Source organism: Dinghuibacter silviterrae (assembly GCF_004366355.1).
GTDB classification, from domain to species: Bacteria; Bacteroidota; Bacteroidia; order Chitinophagales; family Chitinophagaceae; genus Dinghuibacter; species Dinghuibacter silviterrae.
In genome coordinates this window covers 1,210,934-1,232,730 of sequence record NZ_SODV01000001.1, presented here as the reverse complement: position 1 = coordinate 1,232,730, position 21,797 = coordinate 1,210,934, and the positions used below count along the sequence as shown (strand labels likewise).

Genomic DNA, 21,797 nt, shown 5'->3' with positions numbered 1-21,797 from the left:
GTCGAGTTTAGGATAATGGGATTAAAAAGAGTTGTGTGTTAAGTTCGGGATTATTTGGCCGCGGGCAGGTCGATGACGCAACGGAAACCAATGTAAGACTTGGCCGTGTCCTGGTATTCGTAAGCGCGGGTGCCCACCTGGAGGAAGTAACCTACGTCCTTCCAGCTACCCCCGCGAATGACCTTGCGTTTCATACGGGGAGGGTCGGAATCCTGGGCATTCCAGCGAATATCGGGGTTCATGTCGTGCATAAAGGTGTACGCGCCTTCGTAGTACAGGGAGGAGGTCCACTCGGATACGTTCCCCGCCATGTTGTACAGACCAAAGTCGTTGGGCCAGTAAGCATCGGCACGGGCGGTATACAGCGCACCGTCTTCGGGATAGTTACCACGACCGGGTTTGAAGTTGGCTAAGAGACACCCTTTTTTGTTACGGAGATAATAGCTACCCCAGGGGAAGAGGGATTGGCTGCGGCCGCCACGGGCGGCGTATTCCCATTCCGCTTCGGTCGGAAGACGGAAACTGGATTCGGTCGGTTTCTTTTTCGACTCCAGGAAGGAGTTGAGGTAGTGGGTGCGCCAGTTACAGAAAGCGGTGGCTTGCTTCCAGTTCACCCCTACGACCGGGTAGTCGGCGTAAGCAGGGTGGGAGTAATAGCGCTGAGCCATGGGCTCGTTATAGGAATAGGAGAAGTCCCTTACCCAAACCAGGGTATCCGGGTAAATCTTGATCGGTTCCTTGACGATGAATTTGGAGCGGGGTTCATTGGGCTTCCGGTAAGCGGCGGCCTTGAAGTTGAAGTCCTCGTACTCATAGACCAGCTTGTCCGCATCGATTTCCCGGCGTCCAAAAATCCGGTTGTCGGTGGTCAGCATCATGGCGTCCAGCTTCTCCGTGGTGCCCTTGTCGGGTTTGGAGAAAATGGTGCGGGCACGCTTCCAGTCAATGAATTCTTCGCCGTCCGTCTGCTTGACATAGCCCAGCAGCTTGGCGGCGATGGAATCCCTCACCCAGTTGGTGAACTGGTGGTATTCGCTATTGGTAATTTCGGTGGCGTCCATCCAAAACCCGCTGATAGACACCTGCCTGTTCCTTGCGGTAAAGGCATAGTTGATGTCCTCATCACTGGGCCCCATGTGGAAGGTACCCTGGGGGACATAGACCATACCGTAGGGCTTGGTAAGGTTGTTGGCCTTGCCATAGGCGACTCCCCGAAGTTGACCATCATCTTTGTAAGATTGTCCGCTTTTGCCGCAGGATGCAAGGGTAAGCGAAGCGACAGCCACAAGGCCTAGTAATTGGTTCTTCATTGTCAAAATTTTCATATAGGTATTGGACAGTTGTACAGTTTACAAAGCGGAAACCATGCAAAATGTCCACAATTCTATAAAAAATAATAAGAAATAAAAAATTTTTACCGTGATATTTTTAACTCTTTTTAAACGTTCCCGGACCCATCGTTATTGTGTCTCCCGTCTTATTTGTTGCATCAGGGCGTCGGCGTCGGCAACGGGTGCCGCGCACGTATAATTACGGCAGAGGTAGATCCAGGTTGCCTCTGGCGGGGCTTTTTTGCCTTCCAGCAGCGGGAAACTGGGGTCTCCTTTGGCTCCAGCCTGGAGAACCCGGTTGGGGATATAGTGGCCAAGAACGGCCTGGAGGGTTTCTGCATAGCTGTGGCCCACTATAGCCACCTCATTCCAGCCGAACAAAGCCTGGAGCGCCAGGTCCGCCCAGACCCCAAAAGAAGTCGGGTACCGGGTCGCCGCCTGCAGAACGCCTTGCAGCATGGTCTCGGCCCTGGTGCGCCAGCCCGGCTGGTCCAGGATGACGGAAAGATACCATAAGTTCCAGGCCATCACCGCGTTACCGGAGGGCGTCGCCCCGTCATAGATCTCTTTTTTCCGGAACAGAACGTCTTTTTGGCCGGCGTGGGTATAAAAGAAAAAACCGCTGGAAGGCTCGCTGAAGTGCGCCACGACGTATTCCGTCCAGTCTTTGGCTTCCCGGAGGTAGACGGGGTCTGCCGTGATCTCCTGCAACAACAGCAAAGCCTGTATAAGGTAGGCGTAGTCGTCCAGAAAAGCCGGATACCGTACGGTACCATTTTTGTACACATGGCCGAGTCCATCCACAAGCCGGTAATGGCGTAACAAAGAGGTCATGTGTTCCACGGCCGTTTGCCGGTAGCCCTCCTCCCCCGTGGCCGCAAAGGCCTGGGAAAAGGCTTTGTTCATCAAGGCGTTCCAACTGAGGATCTGTTTGTCGTCCAGGAGCGGGGGGACCCGGTCCTGGCGGGCATCCAGCAGGATCCGGCGGCAGCGCTCCACCAGGCCTTGTTCGTCAGCCGGGACAACGGCGGGCCGGTGAAGGATGTTGACCCCTTCCCAGTTCCCCTCCTCCGTTACCCCGAACAACCGGCAAAAGGTGCCGGCATCCTCCCCCAGAAGGGCGTCGATCTCACCCTTCGTCCAGGTATAATATTTTCCTTCCACCCCTTCGCTGTCGGCGTCCCAGGCGGCACAAAACAAGCCGTCCGGTGTCATCCATTCCCGGCGGACAAACGCCAGCACATCCCGGATCCCGTCCCGGAAACGGGTTTCGCGCGTACACCCGTAGGCCTCGCAAAGGACGCTGACCAGGAGCGCATTGTCGTACAACATTTTTTCAAAATGGGGTACCAGCCACCCACGATCCGTACTGTACCGGGCCATGCCGCCCCCCAACTGGTCATAAATCCCTCCGTTCAACAGGTGATCCAGGCTGGACAGGGCATGGGTCAGCCCCTCCTGCTCCCCGGTAAAATGGGCATGCCGGATCAACCACAACAAGGAAAAGGTTTGGGGAAACTTAGGGGGCCGTCCAAAACCACCTTCTTCCCGGTCAGCCTGCTGCATCAGGGCGCCGTACATCGTGTCGATCTGGCTCCTGGTGACAAGACCGGGTTGGGCAGACAACCCAAAGGCATTGGACACCGATAAATGCTCGGTCAGCTGGTCTGCCTGGGTCTCGATCTCCTGCCGCCTGCCGGCAAAAGCGCGGGCGACCTCCTGGAGTGTCTCTTTCCAGGAGAGTCTTCCATAAGCCCGGACCGGCGGGAAATACGTTCCCCCAAAAAACGGCCGCCCGTCAGGCGTCAAAAAAAGGTTGAGGGGCCATCCGCCGCTCCCCGTCATGGCCTGGAGGGCGTCCATATAGATGTGGTCGAGGTCGGGTCTTTCCTCGCGATCGATCTTGATGTTGATGAAATGGGCATTCATCAGCGCGGCCACGTCCTGCTGTTCGAAGCTCTCCCTTTCCATGACGTGACACCAATGGCAGGCGGCATACCCGACGCTGACCAGGATCGGTTTGTCCTCCGCCACGGCCCTTGTCAATGCCTCTTCCCCATAGGGATACCAGTCGACGGGATTGTGCGCGTGTTGCAGCAGGTAGGGGCTGCTTTCCGTGGCAAGTCGGTTCATAAAAGGTGTTTTCGAAAACACGAGAAGTGGGTCCAACGACCCACTTCCCACATAGCGTATGCTAAAATAATTTACTCTTTGACAAGCTTAAGGTACCGCTCCAACGCCGCCACCATGCTGGGTGCCTCGGGCTCCGGAGCCTTGATGTCCAGGTGAAGCCCTGCATCTTCGACAGCCTTGGATGTGTTTGAACCAAAGGCCCCGATCTTTGTCCCGTTCTGACGGAAATCCGGCATATTTTCAAAAAGGCTTTTTACGCCGCTGGGGGTGAAAAAGCATATAATATCGTATTCGTTACCGCCGAGCAGGTCTTTGACGTTGTTGCTCACGGTGCGGTATAATACCGGTGTGGCGTACTCGCAACGGTTGTTCTTCAGCCAGGTCGTGATCTCGTTGTCCTGGGTTTCCGAGCAGGGATACAGGAACTTTTCGTTGTCCTTGTGTTTGTTGATCACGTCGAACAGGCTCTTGTTCGTCCCGTCCGCCCCGTAAAACACTTTTCGCTTCCGGTAGAGAATGAATTTCTGAAGGTACAAGGCCACCGCTTCCGCGATGCAAAAATACTTGGTATCCTGAGAGACGCTGACCTTCATTTCCTCACAAATACGGAAGAAATGATCGATGGCATTCCGGCTCGTGAAGATGACTGCCGAATAGCCCGCAATGTCGATCTTTTGTTTGCGGAAGTCTCTGGAAACGACCCCCTCCACCCGGATGAACGGGTGGAAATCCAACTGCACGTCATACTTCTTAGCCAACTCGAAATAGGGAGACTTTTCGGAGTCGGGCCTAGGTTGGGTAATCAGGATGCTTTTTACAATCTTTCCAGACGAGGATTTCTTCTGCCCGTTTTTTACCATACCGGATTTAGATATGATGAATACAAAATTAAAGAATAATCACAATAGCTTAAGCATTGTTTTGTAGATCAGCAATAGCGGCGCGATTTCAAAGGCGCAAAGGTACAGAAAAAAATGGAAACGGCTCATTTGCACCTCCTCCCAGACCGGGCGGTAAGAACGGATAAAACGATAAATTAACATCCCGGCCACCAGCATAACCCCCAGGGTGGCAGCAGCCGACTGCAAGGGATCCTGGGCAAAAGCCAGCAAGACGACGATGGGGAGCAGCGCAACCCCCAATATCTTGTTGACCAGGAATACGATAAATATATACGTATCCACTGCCCCGGTCATGCCGAACACCCATCCCGAGAGCTTGAGTCCTACGAATTTTACTGCGTATAAAAGGGCGACCGCTCCGATCGCGGCGATCCAAATCTGCCATTCGGGATGACCCAGGCGGGCCGCGTAGGGAACGGCCAGCAGGTAGAGAAAGGTCCCCGCGCACCCCACAAAAAACAAGTTGTACAAAAGGGACGGCAACCGGGCCTGGAGCAACTGTTCCCTGATCTGATGCTGGCGGAGGCTGCTCCGGAAAAAGACCGTGAACAAATCGTCATAGTATTTCTGGTAGCCCGATTTGAGGATTCCCATCCAAAGAGCCAGCAAAAGGACGACATAGAACAAAAGGTCACGCCCGACCCTGATTTTGGGAATGCCCGCCTTTGTGTCCGGGCGAACGGGCGCCGCCGGGGGGGCCGGGGCCGCCGCGGGGGCGGTAGCATTTCCACCCGGTGTGCCGGCTCCAACCGGTGCGTTGGCGAGGCTGTCACGCTTGACCACAGCTCCTGTATGTGCGATCGAATCCCGGCGAAGCGAATCCCGCCGGACGGAGTCGCGGACGGCCAGTTGAATGGAATCCCGGCGCGCGCGGGCCGCCAGGGTATCGCGAAGTGCCCGGCGCCGCCGGACCGAATCCCGGTGCGCCGCCCGGGCGGCGGAATCCAAAACGGGGGTGCGGAGGACGGTGTCCTGCCGGACCGGTGCGGTCCCGCCCGAGTCCTGGGCCCGGCCCGCCAGGCCGGCCAGACAACACCAAAGAAAAACAAAGCAGCGCAGCGAAGCCATCAAAAAAAGTTTACGTAGCCTATATGGACCTTGGTATTGCCAAAGTTAAAATTTTCACCATTCCCCTCGCCTTCGGCGAAGCTGATATTAAACATCCCGGCCTTTGTTTCCAGGTTAATCCCGAACCCTACCCCCAAAAGTGTCGTGTTCAGGTCGTTTCCCACGCTTTGGTTGCGCACCCACGCCCCATCGGTAAAACCAAAGAAATAGGAATTCTGACCGATCAGGATCCGGTACTCCAGGGATCCTTCGAGGTATTGGGAAGCATAGATGCTCTCCTCGTCAAACCCCCGGAGCAGCTTGTACCCGCCGATCTGGAAGAGCTCGTTGGTGTACAACTGGGGGCTGACCTGCCACCCGCCGTTAAACGCCGTACGCAGCGTGCTTTGCCGTCCCAGGGGGAAATAATGTGCGATGCCCAGTTGGGCCTTGAGTTGATAGCTGATGAGCGGCACGGTATCGTACAAGGAGGAATAATTGAAACCGGAAGTGTCCTGGAGTTGCGTAATGGACGTGTTCTCCTTGATACGCCTTCGCCCGCCCAGGAAAACCAGGCTCAGCTCATTCCCCTTCCGGGGATTGTATACGTAATCGGTGTTCCTCCAGTCATAAGCGATGCCGATGAACGTCGTCCCCATGTCCAGCACGTCGGGGAGCTGGTGGGTCGCCTTGACGGTATTGGTATCCACGTTAAGGAGGCTGGAGCCGAAAAGTTGAAGGAAAAGGGTGAGCGTGCGCTGCGTACTCAGCGCCAGCGTGCCTCCTATCTTGAAATTGATGTTCAGGTAAGACGAATCTTTTTTGAGCAGGTCGAAGGTCGTACTCACCCCCCAAGGCGACTGGAACAGGTAAGGCTGTTGAAACCCCAGGTTCAGCCGGGGTGTCTGGGGCTGGAGCTGCTGCCAGTTCACGCTGATCCCTTCCCCGTTGCCAAACGCATTTTGTAACTGCAGCTTGAGCTCTCCTACCACCTGGGTAGTGGTGGAACCGTCCGCCGCGGTCGTCGGAAGAAGCCCCAGCATCCCGTCAATCTGGTTGTTCCGCTTTGGCTTGAGGTAAAGGTCCAGGACAGCCCCCGTACCCGTCATCCGCAGGGTCCAGGGTTTCTCCTCCTGTACGTAAGACAAGGCCAGGATGCGCGAGCTCACGGTGTTCAGCTTGTTCTGGTCATAAGGCGACCCCGGGGGTATATCCAGGTACCGGTAAAGAAACTCCTTATTGACTTTGACGTTCCCAAACAAACGGATGCTATCGATCCGGTAAAGATACCCCTTGTCCAGCCGGATGACGGCGTCCACGGTATCCCCGTCGAACCGGACACTGTCCAGCCCTACCCGGGCAAACGGATAGCCATGCTGTGCACAATATTCAACCACGCCCGTCTCCAGCCCCGCCAGCACCTTCCACTGGATGGGCCGCCGCCACGCTTTCTGGTCGTCGAAATGGAGCTGCTCCAGGATCACGGGATCGATCCGGTCGACCAGGCTGCCCCACCGGTAGCGGCGTCCCACGTACAAAACGATGCGCGCCCCGTCTTTTGTAAAACTGGTAGAATCCACCGAAGCCGCAATATATCCCTGCGCCTGCAACAAGGCCGCCAGACCGTTTACATAACGGAAACAGGAAATACGGTCGGGAAAAGTTTGCTGAAGACCCGGACGGTCCACGCCGGCGGTGCTATCTTTGCTGGCTGCGCTATCTTTGCTGGCCGCGACCACCGTCAGCGGATACACCTGCCCCTTGGGGGCTTCCACCCTGCCAGCGCCGGAAGGCGGCACGACCTGCGCGAGGCCCCGGAGGACCCCACCCGACAACAGCAGTATGGGCAGCAGGTTTTTCAGCATCAGTGGTACGAACGCAAAACTAGGCTTTAACGCGTCTAAACCATATTTATTGGCCGGTATCTACATACATATTCCTTTTTGCCGGAAGGCATGCCACTACTGTAACTTCCATTTCAGTACGTCCCTGGGCACCATCGACCGCATGGTGGACGCCCTCATCCGCGAGATGGACCTCGCGGCGGGGTTCCTGGAGGGCGCAGCAGGCGCTGGGCGCGAGGGCGCCGCTCCGCGTAGCAGCGGCACCGCCGCAGGCGCGGGTGACGCAGGGCGCAAAGGCGCGCCGCACGTAGGCACCGTCTACCTCGGCGGCGGCACGCCCTCCCTGCTGCCGGACACCGCCCTACAGCGTCTGCTGGACGCCGTGAGGCACCGCTACGCGGTGGCCGAAGGCGCCGAGGTGACCCTCGAAGCCAACCCCGACGACATCGGCGCAGAAAAACTGGAAGCCTGGAAACGCGCCGGGATCAACCGCCTCAGCATCGGCGTCCAGTCCTTCCGGGACGCGGACCTGCAATGGATGAACCGCGCACACAATGCGGGGCAGGCGCGGGAAGCGATCCGGGCGGCAAGGGCAGCCGGTTTCGACCACGATTCCATCGACCTTATTTACGGGACCCCGGGGTTGAGCGACGATGCGCTCAAAGAAAACCTGGCCGAGGCCATCGCGCTGGGTTGCCCACACCTGAGCTGCTACGCCCTCACGGTGGAGCCCCGGACCGCGCTGGACAAGGACATCCGCCGCGGCAAGATGCCCCCCATCGACCCCGAGGTCCAGGCACGGCAGTTCCTCCTGGTCATGGACACGCTAAAAGACGCGGGTTACGAACACTACGAAATTTCCAATTTCGCCCTGCCGGGTCACCGGAGCCGCCACAACAGCAGCTACTGGCAGGGTGTGCCGTACTTAGGGCTCGGGCCGTCGGCCCATTCCTTCGACGGGCGGAACCGGCGATGGAATGTGTCCAACAATGCGCTGTACCTGGAGGCGATCGCAAAAGGAGAGATCCCCTTCGAAGTGGAAGCCCTCACCCCCGTCCAGCGATTAAACGAGTATATCATGATCTCGATCCGCACCATGGAAGGGCTGGACCTGGAGCGGGTCGAAAGGGAGTGGGGCAAAGCCGAAAGAGGAATCATCGAGCAGCAAGCCAAAAGCATGGAAGCCAAAGGCTGGATGCTCAGCGCAGGATCAAATCGAATACTGACGAAGGAAGGGAAATTATTCGCCGACGGGATTGCGTCGGACTTGTTCTTCGAGGAACCCGCCGCAGGGGAGGCGGACCCGGGCTAGCGCCCGTGGTGCAACCGCTCATTGATCCACCGGCCGACCTGAAGGAGGACCGCCAGCCCCACAAGGACCAGAATACCCACACCACCGAAACCTGTAAATGAGAACGGCATATTCCTGAAATTTTCCTACCCTAAAGCTACAACAATCCCGGCGAAAGACCAACCCTAGATCAGCCCCCCTTCCATCCGCCGGAAGGCTTCGCCCGGCGGAAGTCCTTCCCACAGAATGCGATACACGGCGGAAGCGATGGGCATGTCGGCTCCTATTTCTTTGTTAATTTCAAAAAGGCTCCGGCTGGCGTTGTATCCCTCGGCCACCATGTTCATTTCGAGCTGGGCGGCCCGGACGCTGTATCCCTTGCCGATCATATTGCCAAAGGTGCGGTTCCGGCTGTACAGGGAGTAGCAGGTCACGAGGAGGTCGCCCAAATAGACGGAGGCGGCGTAGTTGGCGGTTTTGCGCAAGGGACTCTGGCTGACACCGGGGATGAGGTGGTGGACGCCGACCTCCATATTCCTGGCACCGACCCTGCGTAGAAAGGAGGCCATCTCGTCGGCGCTGTTGGCGATGAGGACGCTGAGGAAGTTGTCACCGTATTCAAGACCGTGGGCGATCCCGGCCCCGAGGGCGTAAATGTTCTTTAGTACGGCGGCGTATTGCACCCCGTAGACGTCATCGTTGACGACGGTATTGAGATAGGGGGTGTTGAAACGCTGGGCGATGCGGGCCGTGGCCGCGGGGTCGATCCCCGAAAACGTGAGGTAGGAGAGCTTTTCCGCGGCCACTTCTTCGGCGTGACAGGGGCCCATGATCGTAAAATAGTCGGAGAGCGGAACGTGAAAACGTTCTTCCAGGTAGTCGTTGAGCAAACGGTGTCCGACGGGCAGGATGCCCTTGACGGCGGAAATAACCTTTTTACCCCGGAAGGCGTCGGCCGGTAGCACGGACAGCGTTTCTTCCATATAAGCGGAGGGGACGGCCAGGACGACCAGGTCCGCATCCCGGACGATGACGGAGACATCGGTGTCCAGGGTAAGGAGGCTGGTGTCGAAATTGACCGAACTTAAGTAGGCAGGGTTGTGCCGTCTTTGCAAAAAGTGTTGTACGGAAGCCGCGCTCCTGATCCACCAGCGCAGGGGGTTTCCCTTGTCGGTGAGGATCTTTGCAAGCGCGGTGGCCCAGCTACCGCTTCCGATGAGGCCGATGGAAGGCTCTTGACTCATCAATCCTTGATTTCAAACAATTTTTCCTTGGGGGTAATCTTGATTTTTGTACCGGTTTTCAGTTCCTTGCTGATGGCGTTGAAGGGCGCGCTCACCACCGTGTCTCCGGGTTGAATGCCACTCAGGATTTCGATATAGTCGTTGTCCTGGATACCCGTGGTCACGGTAATTCTCCGTACGGTGTCGCCACGTACCTGGAACAGGACTTCCATGAGGTCGTTGGGCGCGCCGGAGGCATCGTCACCCCGCGAAGCCGCCAGCTCTTTCTTTTCGGCGGCCTGTGTCTTGGCGGAAAGGCCTTCGGGGGCGGCTGTTGTCACCGAAAGAATGGGGACGGCCAGGACGTGGGTTTTGCTCCGCGTCTCGATGTCGGCACTGGCGCTCATACCAGGGCGGAAAGGAAACGATTTGTGGGGTACGATCAGGTCTTTATAGGAGGACGGGATCAACCGGACGTGTACCTTATAGTTGGTGACATCGGTATTGCTGGTCGTGGTGGTTACGGAAGAGGTCAGGGCGGCATTGCCGTTGGCGATCTGCGTGACCACGCCCCGGAACTTCCGGTTGTTGTAGGCGTCTACCTCTACTTGGGCGCTGTCCCCGATGCGGACCTTGGGAATATCGTTTTCTCCTACGTCCACCTGGACTTCGATCTGGCTCATATCGGCCACGCGCATCATCTCGGTACCCGCCATTTGCGCGGTCCCCACAACGCGTTCGCCTTTTTTGACACTGAGCAGCGAAACAAGCCCGTCCATGGGTGCCAGGATGATGGTCCGGGAGAGGTCTTTGTCTGCCTCTGTCAGGCTGGCCCGGGCGGAAATGACGCCGGCCTGGCCGCTGCGTACGTTCTGGAGGGCGGCGTTATAGTTGGCCTGGGCGGTGAGGTATTGGCTTTGGGTCGTTTCGAATTCGGACCGGGAAACCACCTTTTCGTCCAGGAGGGTTTTTTCGCGGTTAAATGCGGCTTCGGCCTGGTCCAGTTGGGCTTTATAGCTGGCAATGGACGCCCTGGAATTGTCCACTGAGGCTTGCTGCTGGTCGACGATGGCTTCGGCGCGCTGGCGGCTGGAATTGTAAATGTCGGCGTAAATACGGGCCACCACCTGGCCTTTTTTAACAGTATCTCCTTCCTTGACCAACAGCTCCGTGACTTCCCCGCTAACGTCGGAACTCACCTTGACCTCTATTTCCGGGTATACTTTTCCCGAAGCGCTGACAAGCTCTGTGATGTCCCGGTAATAGGTTTTGTCGACGGCCACCTTGATACCTGCATCTCCGCTCATCGCTTTCATCACAAAGAATACGATAGCCAAGACCACGAGAACGATCAAAGTCCACAACAGGAATTTCTTCATTAGATAAAGTTTTGTGTAGTTAGAACTTCACGCCCTGCCCCTTGTAAAATTCAAGCACCTTCATCTTGAACACATAGTCGTACTGGGAGCCGAGCAGGTTGATCTTGGCTTTGAAAAGGTTATTCTGGTTCGTAATATAGTCGATGGTATTGAGCAAGCCGATGGAATAGCGCTTGCTGGCCAGGTCGAACGACGTCTGGGCCGTCGTCAGGGCTTTCCGGTTGGCCTGGAAACGCTCCATGGCGGCCACGGCTGCGGAAAATGCCTGGTAGACGTTTTGCTTTAGCGTCAGCAGATCGCTTTCTTTCTGGAGCTCGGCGGACCGGATGTTGAGCTTTGCTTTTTTCACGGCGGTACGGGCCTGGTTGCCGTTAAAGATCGGTACGTTGAGCTGTATCCCCACCTGCTGCCCGAAATTCTGGTCGAGCTGGTTCCAGTAACCCTGCCACAACTGGCCAAAGGAATTCTTGGTATAACCGTAGGTATAATTGGGGGAAAGGACGTTGTTGACGACCCCGTTGTTGTAGACGAAATACGCGGTCGTATCGATCCCCGCCAACTTTGCAGTGCTCAACTGTTTAAAGGTGTTCGAGAAACGATCTCCAAGGCTGCCGAAGACCTGGATCGTGGGATACAGCTGACCCTTGGCGGAAGCATACGCCTTGTCGGCGGCTTGTATGCGGTATTCGTTGAGCTGGGATTGTGGGAAGGTCCTTTCGGCCATGGCGTAGACCAGGTCGGGTTGCAACTCCCCGATGGGTTCGACCGGTATGGTCTCCACGGCGGGTGTATCCAACACGAAGGGATAGGCGGCGTCCAGGCTCAGGGTAGCTTTGAGTTGCAGGACGTCCTGGTCATACGTAGCCTGGGCGGAGATGAGGGCGGCGCTGTCGCTGGCCAGTTGGGCTTCCAGCTCCGCGGCGTTCAGCTCCGGTTGAGAGCCCGCATCGACCAGCTTTTGGGTGTTGGTCAACTGGTCCCGGCTCAGCTGTACCTGGGCAATGCTGATGTCGACCTGTTGGCGTGCAGCCAGGGCCGTTAGGTAGGCTGCCGATACGTTTAAGGAGACGTCGTTGCGGACCTTGTCGATATTGGTTTTTGCCGCCAGGTAACTCAACTTGTTGGATTCGATCAGGCGGCGCTGGCTAAACCAGTTGAACAGGTTCACGCCTCCTTGCAGGGTATAGCTTTGATAAAGAAAGTCCGTGGCGATAAATTGGTTGGTGGTCGGGTCTACAGAATACCCAAAACTCAGGCCCAGCCCCGTGTTGAAGGACCACTGCCCGTACTGGGCCGCCCTGCTTTGTTTGAAGGTGAGCTCCGAGATCCGGGCGTCGATGTCTGCTTGTCTTACCGATATGTTGTTCGCCATCGCATATTCGACACATTTGCGCAGCCCCCATTTTTCCTGCGCCCTGACGAGACCAGGCGCCGTTACAGAGGTACCGAAGAGTAACACAAGGGTAAGTTTTCGCATAAGGCAAAAATATGGCTGAAATTATGGAATTTAAATGATCTTTGCGGCGGATGTTGGTCTCTTTACCCTTAGGGTAAAGGGTTAAAAGGGAAGACCGGTGCAAATCCGGCGCTATCCCCGTAGCTGTAAACTCCACAGATATACCCGCGGCAAAAAGCCACTGTTCCACGGAACGGGAAGGCGCCCCGGGTGGAGCAAGCCAGAAGACCTGCCAGAATCCATCGTTATCTTACGCGCTTTCGGGTGAAAAGCGGGAGAGAGAAGCGCCTTATCAGCAGGCGCTTTCATCCCCCTTTCACTCGATAAGTTTAAAACCATGCGAATGAAAGGATTTTACGCTTCACTGGTCCTGCTTATCCCCGGTTTGCTCCGGGCCCAAACCGACACCACCCGTTCCCGTCAGCTGGACGAGGTCGTTATCACTGCCGACAAAACGTCCACCAAACTTTCCCAGACCGGTAAGATGGTTGATGTGATCACCCGTGCACAACTTGAACGGAGCGGCGCCAAAAGCCTTTCCCAGATACTGGGCGAGCAACCCGGTATCATAGTCGGCGGCGCCGGCAGCAACCCCGGATCGGTCAAGTCCATCTATATGGAAGGCGCCGGTAACGGCTATACGCTCATCATGGTGGACGGCGTTCCCCTGATGGACGCCTCCAGCACGGACAACAGCATCGACCTCCGGTCCCTGACCCTGGAAGACATCGACCGCATTGAGATCGTCAAAGGCAGCCAGTCTGTATTGTATGGATCGGACGCCATTGCCGGAGTGATCAACATTATCACAAAAAAAGGAGCCGACAAACCCATCGCGCTGGCCGGACAGGGCAGCTATGGGACCAACAATACCTGGAGCGGCAATGTTTCCGCAGGCGGTAAGGTAGGGCGGGTTTTAAAGTACAACGCGGGTTTTGGTTATTATAAAACCGACGGTATTCCCGAGGCAACCGATACCATGCCCGGCACCCCAAACCCCCGGGACGGGTCCAAACAATACGCTTTTCATGCCGCGCTGGACTGGCAGGCGGCCAAAGGCGTCACCATTTCCCCATTTTTGCGCTATAGCCACTTCGACGGCAGCGCGGATGGAGGATCCTTCTTAGTCGACACCAGCTTTACCTATACGCTAACCAACCTGCAAACGGGCGTCCAGTCGCTGGCACAACTGGGGAAGGGCCAGCTTCACCTGGTCTATGCTTTTAACCGGACTCATCGCAACGACCTGGACGATTCGTTGCCCAACCTGAACGCCAAGGGCTTTTTCTCGTCTGATGCTTTTACCGGGTATGAACATTACGGGGAGGCCTTTGTAAGCTATCCCGTCACCGGCCGCGTCAACGTCGTCGGGGGTGTCGATTACCGCCACCTGTCGACGGAGCAAACATCCCTGTATCTCTACCCCGGGTCCCCCGTAAGTCCGGGTGTCCTTTCCAAAGACAGTGCCCACTATCAACAGGTCGGGGTGTACGCGTCGGCGACAGCCAAACTCCCCGGGGGTGTATACCTGGACGGCGGTCTACGGTACAACAACAATTCCAGATACGGGAACAGCCTTGTATTTAATGCCGACCCCTCCGTGACCATCGCCCACAGGATAAAACTATTCGCTAATTTTTCCAGCGGGTATAAGGTCCCCTCCCTTTACCAGCTCTACTCATCTTATGGCAACAAGGACCTGAAGCCCGAAAAAGCCCTGTCCCTGGAAGGCGGGGCGGAATACACGGCCGGCCCCTTCCGGCTGAGGGCGGCGTACTTCGACCGGTGGCTGCAGGACGTCATTTTCTTTTCCTCCACGTCAACACCCCCCTACGGCCTGTACATCAACCAGAACAAGGAACGCCAGCAGGGCGTGGAGACGGAAGCCAGTTGGACCATCATCCCCCGGCTCCAACTGACCGCCAATTATACCTATGTCACGGGGACCGTTACGGACAAATCCGGAGAAGGCGGCAGCGATACCACCTATCCCGGTCTCTACCGTATTCCGAAAAACAGCGCCGGGGCCGCCCTATCCTACCAGTTTAGGAACGGCTTTTTCGTGAGTACCAACGTCCAATGGCAAGACAAGCGCACGGACCTGTACTACGATGGGAACATCGGCGGCGACGCAAAGGGGACCCTCCACGCCTTTACCCTTTGGAACGCTTACGCTGAGTACAAGCTCCCCAGTTGGCAGCACATCAAGTTTTTTGTAGACGCCCGGAACATCACCGGCGCCACCTACATGGAAACCTATGGATATAACACTTTAGGATTTACCTTTACGGGTGGACTGAGACTTTACCTATAAAATATTTTTATGACCCGATTCAATCCCCGGACGCCCGCCGTCCTCGCTTTGCTCCTGGCAGTGGCCGCCCTCAGGGTGATTTTTTCAACGGACCCCCACCTTTCTCCCCTGGCCGTGTTCACCCCCATCGGGGCCATGGCTCTTTTCGGGGGTGCCTGCTTCAGCAACCGGGTCAAGGCTTTTGGCTGGCCCCTGCTGACGCTGTGGATCAGCGATCTTTTGCTGGACCGCTTTGTCTTTTATGGGCACTGGCGGCTTTTCTACGAAAATTTTTACTGGACCTACGGGGCGTTCGCTCTGATGGTCGTGACAGGTCGTTTGTTGCTCCGGAAGGTCACGGTGACCCGGGTGCTCCTCGCCACCGTGCTCTCCGTCCTGATCCACTGGATCGTTACCGACTTCGGGGTATGGCTGGAAGGCACGATGTACCCGAAAACAGGGGCAGGTTTTGTCGAATGTCTGGTGGCCGCCATTCCCTATGAGCGCTTTGTGCTCGCGGGAACCCTCGTCTATGGCACGATCCTCTTTGGTTCGTTTGCCTGGATGAACCGGCACCACCGGGCGCTCCAACCGGCCATCCAATGATCATCCTGGTCACGGGTGGCGCCCGCAGCGGGAAAAGCCGGTATGCCTCCGAACAGGCCCTGGCCCTTTCCCCCAGGCCCCTCCACGTGGCCACCGCCCGGATCTGGGACGAGGAGTTCCGGGAGCGGGTGGACCGGCACCGGGCCGAAAGAAACGCCGCCTGGGAGTGTGTGGAGGAGGAAAAATATATACACCGGCTCTCTTTACATGGCCGCGTTGCCGTGATCGATTGTGTCACCCTCTGGCTGACCAATTTCTTCGTAGACGAAGCGCAGGACGTGGCGCGCTCGCTCAACGCCTTCCAGGCCGAGGTCGACGTCCTGCACCGGACCCCCGGTACCTTCTTTATTGTCACCAACGAGATTGGTATGGGGGTCCACGCCGAGACGGAGGTTGGGCGGCGGTTTACCGATCTTCAGGGGTGGGCCAACCAGTACGCCGCCCGTCTGGCGGAGCGTGTCGTCCTGATGGTGTCGGGGATCCCCGTGACGATAAAAGGTGCGCCATGACGCCCGGAAATATTTTGGGCGCCACGCCCGCGATGTTCAACTGGAGCGGAGGCAAGGACTCCGCCCTCGCCTTGTGGACGGCCCTGCAGACGGGCGACTACGAGGTCCGCTGCCTCCTGACTACGCTGAGCCGGGAATACGCCCGGGTGAGCATGCACGGGGTTCGGGAAAACCTCCTGGACCGGCAGGCCGCGGCCATTGGAATCCCCTTAAAAAAAGCCTTTTTAGCCGAGGACGCCGGTATGGACACCTACAATGCCGTCCTCAGGAACGCCCTGCTGGAAATGGGCACGGAGGGCATCCATACGGCCTTATTTGGCGACATCTTTCTCGAAGACCTCCGCGCCTACCGGGAAAAGAACCTTGCAGAAGCCGGTTGGACGGCCGCCTTTCCGCTCTGGCAGAGGCCCACCCGCGACCTCCTGTTGGAGTTTATCGACCTCGGTTTCCAGGCTGTCATTGTTTGCGTCGACGGCACACGTCTCGACGCCTCGTTTGCCGGCCGCCTGCTCGACCGTTCCCTCCTGAATGACCTGCCACCGGACGTCGACCCTTGCGGGGAGAATGGCGAATTCCATTCTTTTGTGTATGCCGGTCCTCTTTTCCGGGAACCCGTTCCTTTCCGGAAAGGCGAAGTCGTCTACCGTACGTATGCGAACGCAGGTTTTTATTTTTGTGACCTAATCGCCTGATATGCTTATCACCCCCGACGCCTCCCTGAGGGAAGCCCTGCTCGACAAAATCAACCACAAGACAAAGCCCCCGGGTTCCCTCGGACAGCTCGAAGACCTGGCCCTCCAGCTCGGGTTGATCCAGCAAACCCTGACTCCTGCTGTCGTGCGTCCTTCCCTGCTGGTCTTTGCCGGGGATCATGGGATCGCCGCCACCGGTCTGGTCAACCCCTATCCCCAGGCCGTGACCGCCCAGATGGTCGTGAATTTCATCCGTGGCGGGGCCGCCATCAATGTCTTTTGCCGTCTCAACGATATTGCCCTGAAGGTCGTGGACGCGGGTGTAAACATGGTTTTCGACCCCGAGGTCCTCGACTCCCCCCTCTTTTATAATGCCTCCATCGCACGGGGCACCCGCAATTACCTGGAGGGCCCCGCCATGACTGCCCGGGAATGCCAGGCAGCCCTGGACAAGGGCGCTTCCTTGGTGGACGAGCTGCAAGCCACCGGTTGCAATACCGTTGCTTTTGGGGAAATGGGCATCGGGAACACCACTTCCGCCGCCCTCATCATGGCCTCCCTGACGGGTATCCCCCTGGCCTCGTGTATCGGCCGGGGGACCGGTGTGACCGACACCCAACTCGACACCAAACGCGCCACAGCCGCCCGGGCCTTGTCCCTACACCCGGTCAGGAACGGACGCGAAGCCCTACAGGCCTTCGGCGGCTTCGAGATCGCTATGATGACGGGCGCCATGTTGCGCGCCGCCGAAAACGGCATGACGATCATCGTCGATGGTTTTATCACCAGCGCCGCTCTTTTAGCCGCCCATGATATGGAGCCTGCGGTCCTCGACTATTGCATTTTCGCCCACGAAAGCCACGAACAGGGGCACCGGCGTCTCCTGGAGTACCTGCACGTCAAACCCTTGTTGCGCCTGGACCTGAGGCTTGGGGAGGGTACCGGCGCAGCCCTGGTCGTTCCGCTGGTGCGTGCCGCGGCGGCCTTCCTGGTGGAAATGGCCAGTTTCGCGGACGCGGGGGTGAGCCAGGCCGGCGAAGATGCGGCGGCTGGCGCCGCCGGAAAGGAGGTCGCTCCATGAGCCGGCTCCGCCGCGAAGTCCGCGTCTTCTTCACCGCTGTCATGTTCCTGACGCGTTTACCCGTCCCCCGATGGACCGACCACCGCCCCGAGTACCTCCGGCAAGCCCCCCGGTATTTTCCCTGGGTGGGGTTGATCGTAGGACTCATCGCCGCCGGCGTCTACGAAGCCGCCCGGCTCGTGTTCCCGGTGAACATCGCCCTGGTGGCCTCCATGGTCTCCAGTATCCTCGCCACCGGCGCCTTTCACGAAGACGGCTTCGCCGACGTGTGTGACGGCTTTGGCGGGGGCTGGACCAAAGAAAAAATCCTGGCCATCATGAAGGATTCCCGCCTGGGCACCTTCGGCGTCATTGGGCTGGGCGCAATGCTGGGGCTCAAGTTCCTGACGCTGCAAGCGCTGACGGGAGCGCCGCTGGTAGCGCTACTGCTCTTCGCCCACGCGGCCAGCCGCCTATTCCCGGTGGCGATCATGCAAACCTATCCCTACGCCGGCGACACGGAAGCCAGCAAATCCAGGGACGTCACCGGTCGCTTGCAACCGGTAGGTATCCTACTGGCGCTGGGCGTGCTTGTTGTTCCAGCGCTGATGCTGCCCCCGGCCTACCTGTTGACACTAGTGCCCGCGGCCCTTGTCACCTTCGGCCTGGCCCGCTATTTCGCCCGCTGGATCGGCGGGTATACCGGCGACTGCTTAGGCGCCATCCAACAGGTAACAGAGTTGACTATTTATCTGGGTGCTTATATTATTGCCAGCCAATGACCGTTTACCTGATCCGTCATACCGCACCCGAGGTCCCGGAAGGGACCTGTTATGGACAAACCGACGTGCCCTTGAAGAACACGTTCGACCATGAAGTGGAAAACTTGCGCAACCGATTGCGCATCGAGGTCGCACGTGTCGTCAGCAGTCCACTAAGCCGTTGCCGGTCATTGGCACAGCGCCTCTGGCCGCTACAGACCATCGAGACCGCCGACGCGCTAAAAGAGCTACACTTCGGTGACTGGGAAAACCGCGCCTGGCAAGACCTCGCAGGTCCCGCGCTGGACCGGTGGATGTCGGATTTCGTCCACGAACGCGTGCCCAACGGAGAAAGCTATCGCGACCTTTACGAGCGTTGCAGCGGCTGGTGGGACGAGCAAATCGGCGGTAACCGGGGTACGCAAACCGGCCACAGGCAGGCCGCGAAGAATGACCCCGCGGCCATCGTGACCCACGCCGGCCCCCTCCGCGCCCTCCTCTGCCACGTCTGCAAAACCCCGTTGGAAGCGGCTTTCGGGGCCTATCCCGTCCCTTACGGCGCGGTATACCAGTTGGAAGAAGAAACCGGTCACTGGACCGCCCGATTATTGTAAATTCACGGGCATGACCTGGAACCTCAAAGAGATCCTCACCATTACTTTTACCCTTTTTGCCGTCATCGACATCCTGGGGTCCATCCCGCTGTTGATCTCCTTCAAGGCAAAAATGGGGGACATAAACGCTGCAAAGGCCACGGTCATTTCGGGGGCGCTCATGCTGTTGTTCTTTTTCGGAGGGGCGGAATTCCTTTCCATCCTGGGCGTAGACATCCACTCCTTTGCCGTCGGGGGCTCCATCGTGATCTTCCTGCTCGGGCTGGAAATGGTGCTGGGCCTGGAATTCTTCAAAAGCGAGGGCGACGTTCACTCCGGGACCATCGTCCCCATCGCCTTCCCCCTGATCGCAGGGTCGGGGACCCTGACCACGATCATGTCGTTGAAGGCGAATTTCGACAAGACCAACATCCTGGTAGGAATTTTAATTAACCTTATTATCGTATATGTTGTGTTAAAATTGCTACCACAGCTCGAACGCCTGTTAGGGAAAAGCGGGCTCATCGCCATTCGTAAATTCTTCGGGGTCATTTTGCTGGCGATCGCCGTGAAGATCTTTGGCAGTAATATCATCGCTTTTGGAAAGTAAACAGGGCTTACAAAAAAGTTTTTTTCATCCATCCGTCATAAACCGTGTCTGCGATTCGGGTGAATTTCCTATTTTCGCACCGCTCCTGCTTAAGAGAGAATGGTTTTTTTGGCTGTTTGTGGTATAAATGGCCTCTTGGTCTTGTCGTACAATGGATAGTACGTGAGCCTCCGGAGCTCAAGATCCAGGTTCGATTCCTGGCAGGACCACGACCTCTCTTTATACTTCTGCACCTTTTTGCAACCGCAAAGACGGCCGATAACCGCAAAAACGCCGATAGATCCTTTAACCTGATAAATTAAGTTGATGATACCGCAGAATACGAATGCCACGCTCATCCACCAGTTCTTGGAAGTTGCAGACAGGCTCAGGCAGATTGGAGACAAAGTGGGGAAGCAGGAAGGGATCACTACCCAACAATGGGTTATCCTGCTTCACCTTGCCGGTGACGACAACATGACCTATCTCCAAAACAATAAACAGGAAAAACCGTTGATGGCGAAGGAGCTTGCGGAAGCATTGCATACCTCCCGCGCCAATATCACCAACCTCGTCAACGTATTGATCGGCAAAAAGCTGGTCATCCAGGTTGCGGATAATCTCGATCGGCGGCGCAAACGGCTCCGGTTATCCTCCGAGGGGTCAAAGGTCGTCCGGCGGTTGGAAAAACACCGGAATCAATACAACGACTGGTTGCTAACCGGTTTTGACGAAAAGGAGAAGCTGCACATCATCAAGTTCATGAAAAGTTTCATGACAACTTTCGATCAGCCTTTCGGTAAGAAGTCCAAGGGCGCCCGCCCCAAAAAGGCCTGAAGAGCGATCTTGAACCATTCGGTATAATTACCGGGCCTAACGTCCAGATCGGTCTTAAGCTCCTCCAAACCGACCCACTGGTAGTCGTCTACTTCTGTCGGGTCTGGCCATACAGGCCCATCATATACGCCTATAAAAACATGATCGAATTCGTATTCGGTAAGACCGTTGTCGAATGCAGTCTTGTAGATGAAATCAAACGCTTTGGTCAGCGGCGTCGAAAAGCCAAGCTCCTCCCGTAACCTACGTTCTCCAGCCTCCAATACCGTTTCACCCGGAGCCGGGTGGCTGCAACAGGCATTGGTCCATAACCCCCCCGAATGATATTTCCCGGCCGCCCGTTTTTGCAGCAACATCGCCCCCCGCGCATTAAAGATAAAAACGCTGAACGCCCGGTGAAGGAGCGCCTTCCGGTGGGCCTCCAGTTTTTCCATGACACCTACCTCACGGTCGAGTTCATCGACCAGAACGACTTGCTGCATACAGGCAAAGTACTAAAAAATGTGGTTGTTCAGGAGCTTGTCTTTGCGCACCAGGGGCTCCAGGATCCGGAGGATGTCCCCGGCGCCCTTCTGTAACGCCGCTATATGACGTTCATGGTGGCAATCGGTACCCACCAGGTCGACCATTTCCTCTTTCACCAGGTACCTGGCTGTGTCCGCCACGGCTTTGCCGTAATAACCCGTCAGCGACAGGAGGTTTACCTGGAGCAATAGTCCTTTTTCTCTGAAGTCATGGTATTTCGAGCGGTCCAGGTGCCAATAAGGGTAACGCTCCGGATGCGCCAGGATCGGTTTATAACCGGCCAGCTGGACATCGAATAAACGACGGTCGAGGTCCAGGGGCGCTTGGACAAAGGAGGTTTCCACCAGCACCCAGTTCTCGTATATACACAACAGGGGGTTTTTGTCCTGCAACAGCGCATCCACATAGTCATCGAGGAAATATTCCGCGGCGTACCGCAAGGGGATTTCCGATGTCGTAAGGGCTTCTTGCAATGTCGCAAAGGCAGGCGCCAGCGTGGCCGGTGTATTGGGATACAGCTCGCTATACACATGGGGGGTCGTCACCAGCGACCGGTAGCCCAGCGCGCGCAAGCCGGCGATCAGCCCCAGCGATGCCTCCACACCGGAGGCTCCGTCATCCACGCCTGGAAGAAGATGGGAATGCATATCCGTTCCAAAAGGGAACAGAGGTACAGGAGCCTTGCGCTTAATCAAGCTAAACATCTATCAAATATAACGTATTACC

General features: G+C 57.0%; 20 protein-coding genes, 1 tRNA gene and 1 riboswitch. Of the genes, 11 read left to right on the top strand and 10 right to left on the bottom strand.

The window, feature by feature from the left end:
- Positions 1–50 precede the first annotated feature (50 nt).
- From porK to EDB95_RS05445, 5 genes are all read right to left on the bottom strand, one after another.
- Positions 51–1,310 carry a T9SS ring complex lipoprotein PorK/GldK gene (porK, locus tag EDB95_RS05465; protein ID WP_133991358.1) on the bottom strand — a complete coding sequence of 420 codons (1,260 nt, stop codon included), beginning with the start codon at positions 1,308–1,310 and terminating at the stop codon, positions 51–53.
- Between the two features lie 150 nt (positions 1,311–1,460).
- Positions 1,461–3,464, bottom strand: coding sequence for a thioredoxin domain-containing protein (locus tag EDB95_RS05460; protein WP_133991356.1), 2,004 nt, complete (start codon positions 3,462–3,464; stop codon positions 1,461–1,463).
- Between the two features lie 71 nt (positions 3,465–3,535).
- Positions 3,536–4,324 carry a uroporphyrinogen-III synthase gene (locus tag EDB95_RS05455; RefSeq protein ID WP_133991354.1) on the bottom strand — a complete coding sequence of 263 codons (789 nt, stop codon included), beginning with the start codon at positions 4,322–4,324 and terminating at the stop codon, positions 3,536–3,538.
- A gap of 39 nt (positions 4,325–4,363) precedes the next feature.
- Positions 4,364–5,434 carry a DUF4271 domain-containing protein gene (locus tag EDB95_RS05450; RefSeq protein WP_133991353.1) on the bottom strand — a complete coding sequence of 357 codons (1,071 nt, stop codon included), beginning with the start codon at positions 5,432–5,434 and terminating at the stop codon, positions 4,364–4,366.
- Entirely contained in the window at positions 5,434–7,278 is a 1,845-nt protein-coding gene (locus tag EDB95_RS05445; RefSeq protein WP_133991351.1) for a ShlB/FhaC/HecB family hemolysin secretion/activation protein, read from the bottom strand. Before EDB95_RS05445 ends, EDB95_RS05450 begins: the two co-directional genes overlap by 1 nt.
- Positions 7,279–7,327: 49 nt before the next feature.
- Here EDB95_RS05445 and hemW point away from each other — a divergent pair, with 49 nt between their 5' ends.
- Positions 7,328–8,569: a radical SAM family heme chaperone HemW gene (gene hemW / locus EDB95_RS05440; protein WP_133991349.1), complete on the top strand. Its 1,242-nt coding sequence runs from the start codon at positions 7,328–7,330 to the stop codon at positions 8,567–8,569.
- A 164-nt stretch (positions 8,570–8,733) separates the two neighbouring features.
- Here hemW and EDB95_RS05435 read toward each other — a convergent pair whose 3' ends face one another.
- Genes EDB95_RS05435 through EDB95_RS05425 form a run of 3 tightly spaced genes read right to left on the bottom strand, consistent with a single transcriptional unit; the run spans position 8,734 to position 12,627 of the window.
- Positions 8,734–9,792 carry an NAD(P)H-dependent glycerol-3-phosphate dehydrogenase gene (locus EDB95_RS05435; RefSeq protein WP_133991347.1) on the bottom strand — a complete coding sequence of 353 codons (1,059 nt, stop codon included), beginning with the start codon at positions 9,790–9,792 and terminating at the stop codon, positions 8,734–8,736.
- Entirely contained in the window at positions 9,792–11,150 is a 1,359-nt protein-coding gene (locus tag EDB95_RS05430; protein WP_133991345.1) for an efflux RND transporter periplasmic adaptor subunit, read from the bottom strand. Before EDB95_RS05430 ends, EDB95_RS05435 begins: the two co-directional genes overlap by 1 nt.
- A gap of 19 nt (positions 11,151–11,169) precedes the next feature.
- Positions 11,170–12,627 carry a TolC family protein gene (locus tag EDB95_RS05425; protein ID WP_133991343.1) on the bottom strand — a complete coding sequence of 486 codons (1,458 nt, stop codon included), beginning with the start codon at positions 12,625–12,627 and terminating at the stop codon, positions 11,170–11,172.
- Positions 12,628–12,664: 37 nt separating this feature from the next.
- Positions 12,665–12,857: riboswitch (cobalamin riboswitch) on the top strand.
- A 92-nt stretch (positions 12,858–12,949) separates the two neighbouring features.
- Here EDB95_RS05425 and EDB95_RS05420 point away from each other — a divergent pair.
- The 10 genes from EDB95_RS05420 to EDB95_RS05375 all read left to right on the top strand — a co-directional run bounded on the left by EDB95_RS05420 (position 12,950) and on the right by EDB95_RS05375 (position 20,546).
- Positions 12,950–14,920: a TonB-dependent receptor plug domain-containing protein gene (locus EDB95_RS05420; protein ID WP_162852488.1), complete on the top strand. Its 1,971-nt coding sequence runs from the start codon at positions 12,950–12,952 to the stop codon at positions 14,918–14,920.
- A gap of 9 nt (positions 14,921–14,929) precedes the next feature.
- Entirely contained in the window at positions 14,930–15,505 is a 576-nt protein-coding gene (locus EDB95_RS05415) for a DUF6580 family putative transport protein (RefSeq protein ID WP_211352051.1), read from the top strand.
- The gene (locus tag EDB95_RS05410; RefSeq protein ID WP_133991337.1) at positions 15,502–16,014 is read left to right on the top strand and encodes a bifunctional adenosylcobinamide kinase/adenosylcobinamide-phosphate guanylyltransferase; all 513 of its coding nucleotides are present in this window, start codon (positions 15,502–15,504) and stop codon (positions 16,012–16,014) included. Before EDB95_RS05415 ends, EDB95_RS05410 begins: the two co-directional genes overlap by 4 nt.
- Positions 16,011–16,706 carry a Dph6-related ATP pyrophosphatase gene (locus EDB95_RS05405; RefSeq protein WP_133991335.1) on the top strand — a complete coding sequence of 232 codons (696 nt, stop codon included), beginning with the start codon at positions 16,011–16,013 and terminating at the stop codon, positions 16,704–16,706. Before EDB95_RS05410 ends, EDB95_RS05405 begins: the two co-directional genes overlap by 4 nt.
- A gap of 1 nt (position 16,707) precedes the next feature.
- Positions 16,708–17,787, top strand: a complete 1,080-nt coding sequence (gene cobT, locus EDB95_RS05400; RefSeq protein ID WP_133991333.1) for a nicotinate-nucleotide--dimethylbenzimidazole phosphoribosyltransferase — start codon at positions 16,708–16,710, stop codon at positions 17,785–17,787.
- Positions 17,784–18,548 carry an adenosylcobinamide-GDP ribazoletransferase gene (locus tag EDB95_RS05395; protein ID WP_133991331.1) on the top strand — a complete coding sequence of 255 codons (765 nt, stop codon included), beginning with the start codon at positions 17,784–17,786 and terminating at the stop codon, positions 18,546–18,548. Before cobT ends, EDB95_RS05395 begins: the two co-directional genes overlap by 4 nt.
- Entirely contained in the window at positions 18,545–19,141 is a 597-nt protein-coding gene (gene cobC / locus EDB95_RS05390) for an alpha-ribazole phosphatase family protein (protein WP_133991329.1), read from the top strand. Before EDB95_RS05395 ends, cobC begins: the two co-directional genes overlap by 4 nt.
- A gap of 10 nt (positions 19,142–19,151) precedes the next feature.
- Complete coding sequence (locus tag EDB95_RS05385) at positions 19,152–19,730, top strand: MarC family protein (protein WP_133991328.1); 579 nt, start codon at positions 19,152–19,154, stop codon at positions 19,728–19,730.
- Positions 19,731–19,867: 137 nt separating this feature from the next.
- Positions 19,868–19,939 (top strand) — tRNA-Arg (locus EDB95_RS05380).
- Between the two features lie 97 nt (positions 19,940–20,036).
- Entirely contained in the window at positions 20,037–20,546 is a 510-nt protein-coding gene (locus tag EDB95_RS05375) for a MarR family winged helix-turn-helix transcriptional regulator (protein ID WP_133991326.1), read from the top strand.
- Here EDB95_RS05375 and idi read toward each other — a convergent pair.
- Both idi and EDB95_RS05365 read right to left on the bottom strand, forming a co-directional pair.
- Positions 20,498–21,028, bottom strand: a complete 531-nt coding sequence (idi, locus tag EDB95_RS05370; RefSeq protein ID WP_133991324.1) for an isopentenyl-diphosphate Delta-isomerase — start codon at positions 21,026–21,028, stop codon at positions 20,498–20,500. The two genes, EDB95_RS05375 and idi, sit on opposite strands and share 49 nt — an antisense overlap.
- A 12-nt stretch (positions 21,029–21,040) precedes the next feature.
- Positions 21,041–21,775, bottom strand: coding sequence for a tyrosine-protein phosphatase (locus EDB95_RS05365; RefSeq protein WP_133991322.1), 735 nt, complete (start codon positions 21,773–21,775; stop codon positions 21,041–21,043).
- Positions 21,776–21,797: the final 22 nt, after the last annotated feature.

Coding starts and splice junctions, on each gene's coding strand:
- porK (WP_133991358.1), bottom strand. CDS start 1,310: ATGAAGAACCAATTACTAGGCCTTGTGGCTGTCGCTTCGCTTACCCTT.
- EDB95_RS05460 (WP_133991356.1), bottom strand. CDS start 3,464: ATGAACCGACTTGCCACGGAAAGCAGCCCCTACCTGCTGCAACACGCG.
- EDB95_RS05455 (WP_133991354.1), bottom strand. CDS start 4,324: ATGGTAAAAAACGGGCAGAAGAAATCCTCGTCTGGAAAGATTGTAAAA.
- EDB95_RS05450 (WP_133991353.1), bottom strand. CDS start 5,434: ATGGCTTCGCTGCGCTGCTTTGTTTTTCTTTGGTGTTGTCTGGCCGGC.
- EDB95_RS05445 (WP_133991351.1), bottom strand. CDS start 7,278: ATGCTGAAAAACCTGCTGCCCATACTGCTGTTGTCGGGTGGGGTCCTC.
- EDB95_RS05435 (WP_133991347.1), bottom strand. CDS start 9,792: ATGAGTCAAGAGCCTTCCATCGGCCTCATCGGAAGCGGTAGCTGGGCC.
- EDB95_RS05430 (WP_133991345.1), bottom strand. CDS start 11,150: ATGAAGAAATTCCTGTTGTGGACTTTGATCGTTCTCGTGGTCTTGGCT.
- EDB95_RS05425 (WP_133991343.1), bottom strand. CDS start 12,627: ATGCGAAAACTTACCCTTGTGTTACTCTTCGGTACCTCTGTAACGGCG.
- EDB95_RS05420 (WP_162852488.1), top strand. CDS start 12,950: ATGAAAGGATTTTACGCTTCACTGGTCCTGCTTATCCCCGGTTTGCTC.
- EDB95_RS05415 (WP_211352051.1), top strand. CDS start 14,930: ATGACCCGATTCAATCCCCGGACGCCCGCCGTCCTCGCTTTGCTCCTG.
- EDB95_RS05410 (WP_133991337.1), top strand. CDS start 15,502: ATGATCATCCTGGTCACGGGTGGCGCCCGCAGCGGGAAAAGCCGGTAT.
- EDB95_RS05405 (WP_133991335.1), top strand. CDS start 16,011: ATGACGCCCGGAAATATTTTGGGCGCCACGCCCGCGATGTTCAACTGG.
- cobT (WP_133991333.1), top strand. CDS start 16,708: ATGCTTATCACCCCCGACGCCTCCCTGAGGGAAGCCCTGCTCGACAAA.
- EDB95_RS05395 (WP_133991331.1), top strand. CDS start 17,784: ATGAGCCGGCTCCGCCGCGAAGTCCGCGTCTTCTTCACCGCTGTCATG.
- cobC (WP_133991329.1), top strand. CDS start 18,545: ATGACCGTTTACCTGATCCGTCATACCGCACCCGAGGTCCCGGAAGGG.
- EDB95_RS05385 (WP_133991328.1), top strand. CDS start 19,152: ATGACCTGGAACCTCAAAGAGATCCTCACCATTACTTTTACCCTTTTT.
- EDB95_RS05375 (WP_133991326.1), top strand. CDS start 20,037: ATGATACCGCAGAATACGAATGCCACGCTCATCCACCAGTTCTTGGAA.
- idi (WP_133991324.1), bottom strand. CDS start 21,028: ATGCAGCAAGTCGTTCTGGTCGATGAACTCGACCGTGAGGTAGGTGTC.
- EDB95_RS05365 (WP_133991322.1), bottom strand. CDS start 21,775: ATGTTTAGCTTGATTAAGCGCAAGGCTCCTGTACCTCTGTTCCCTTTT.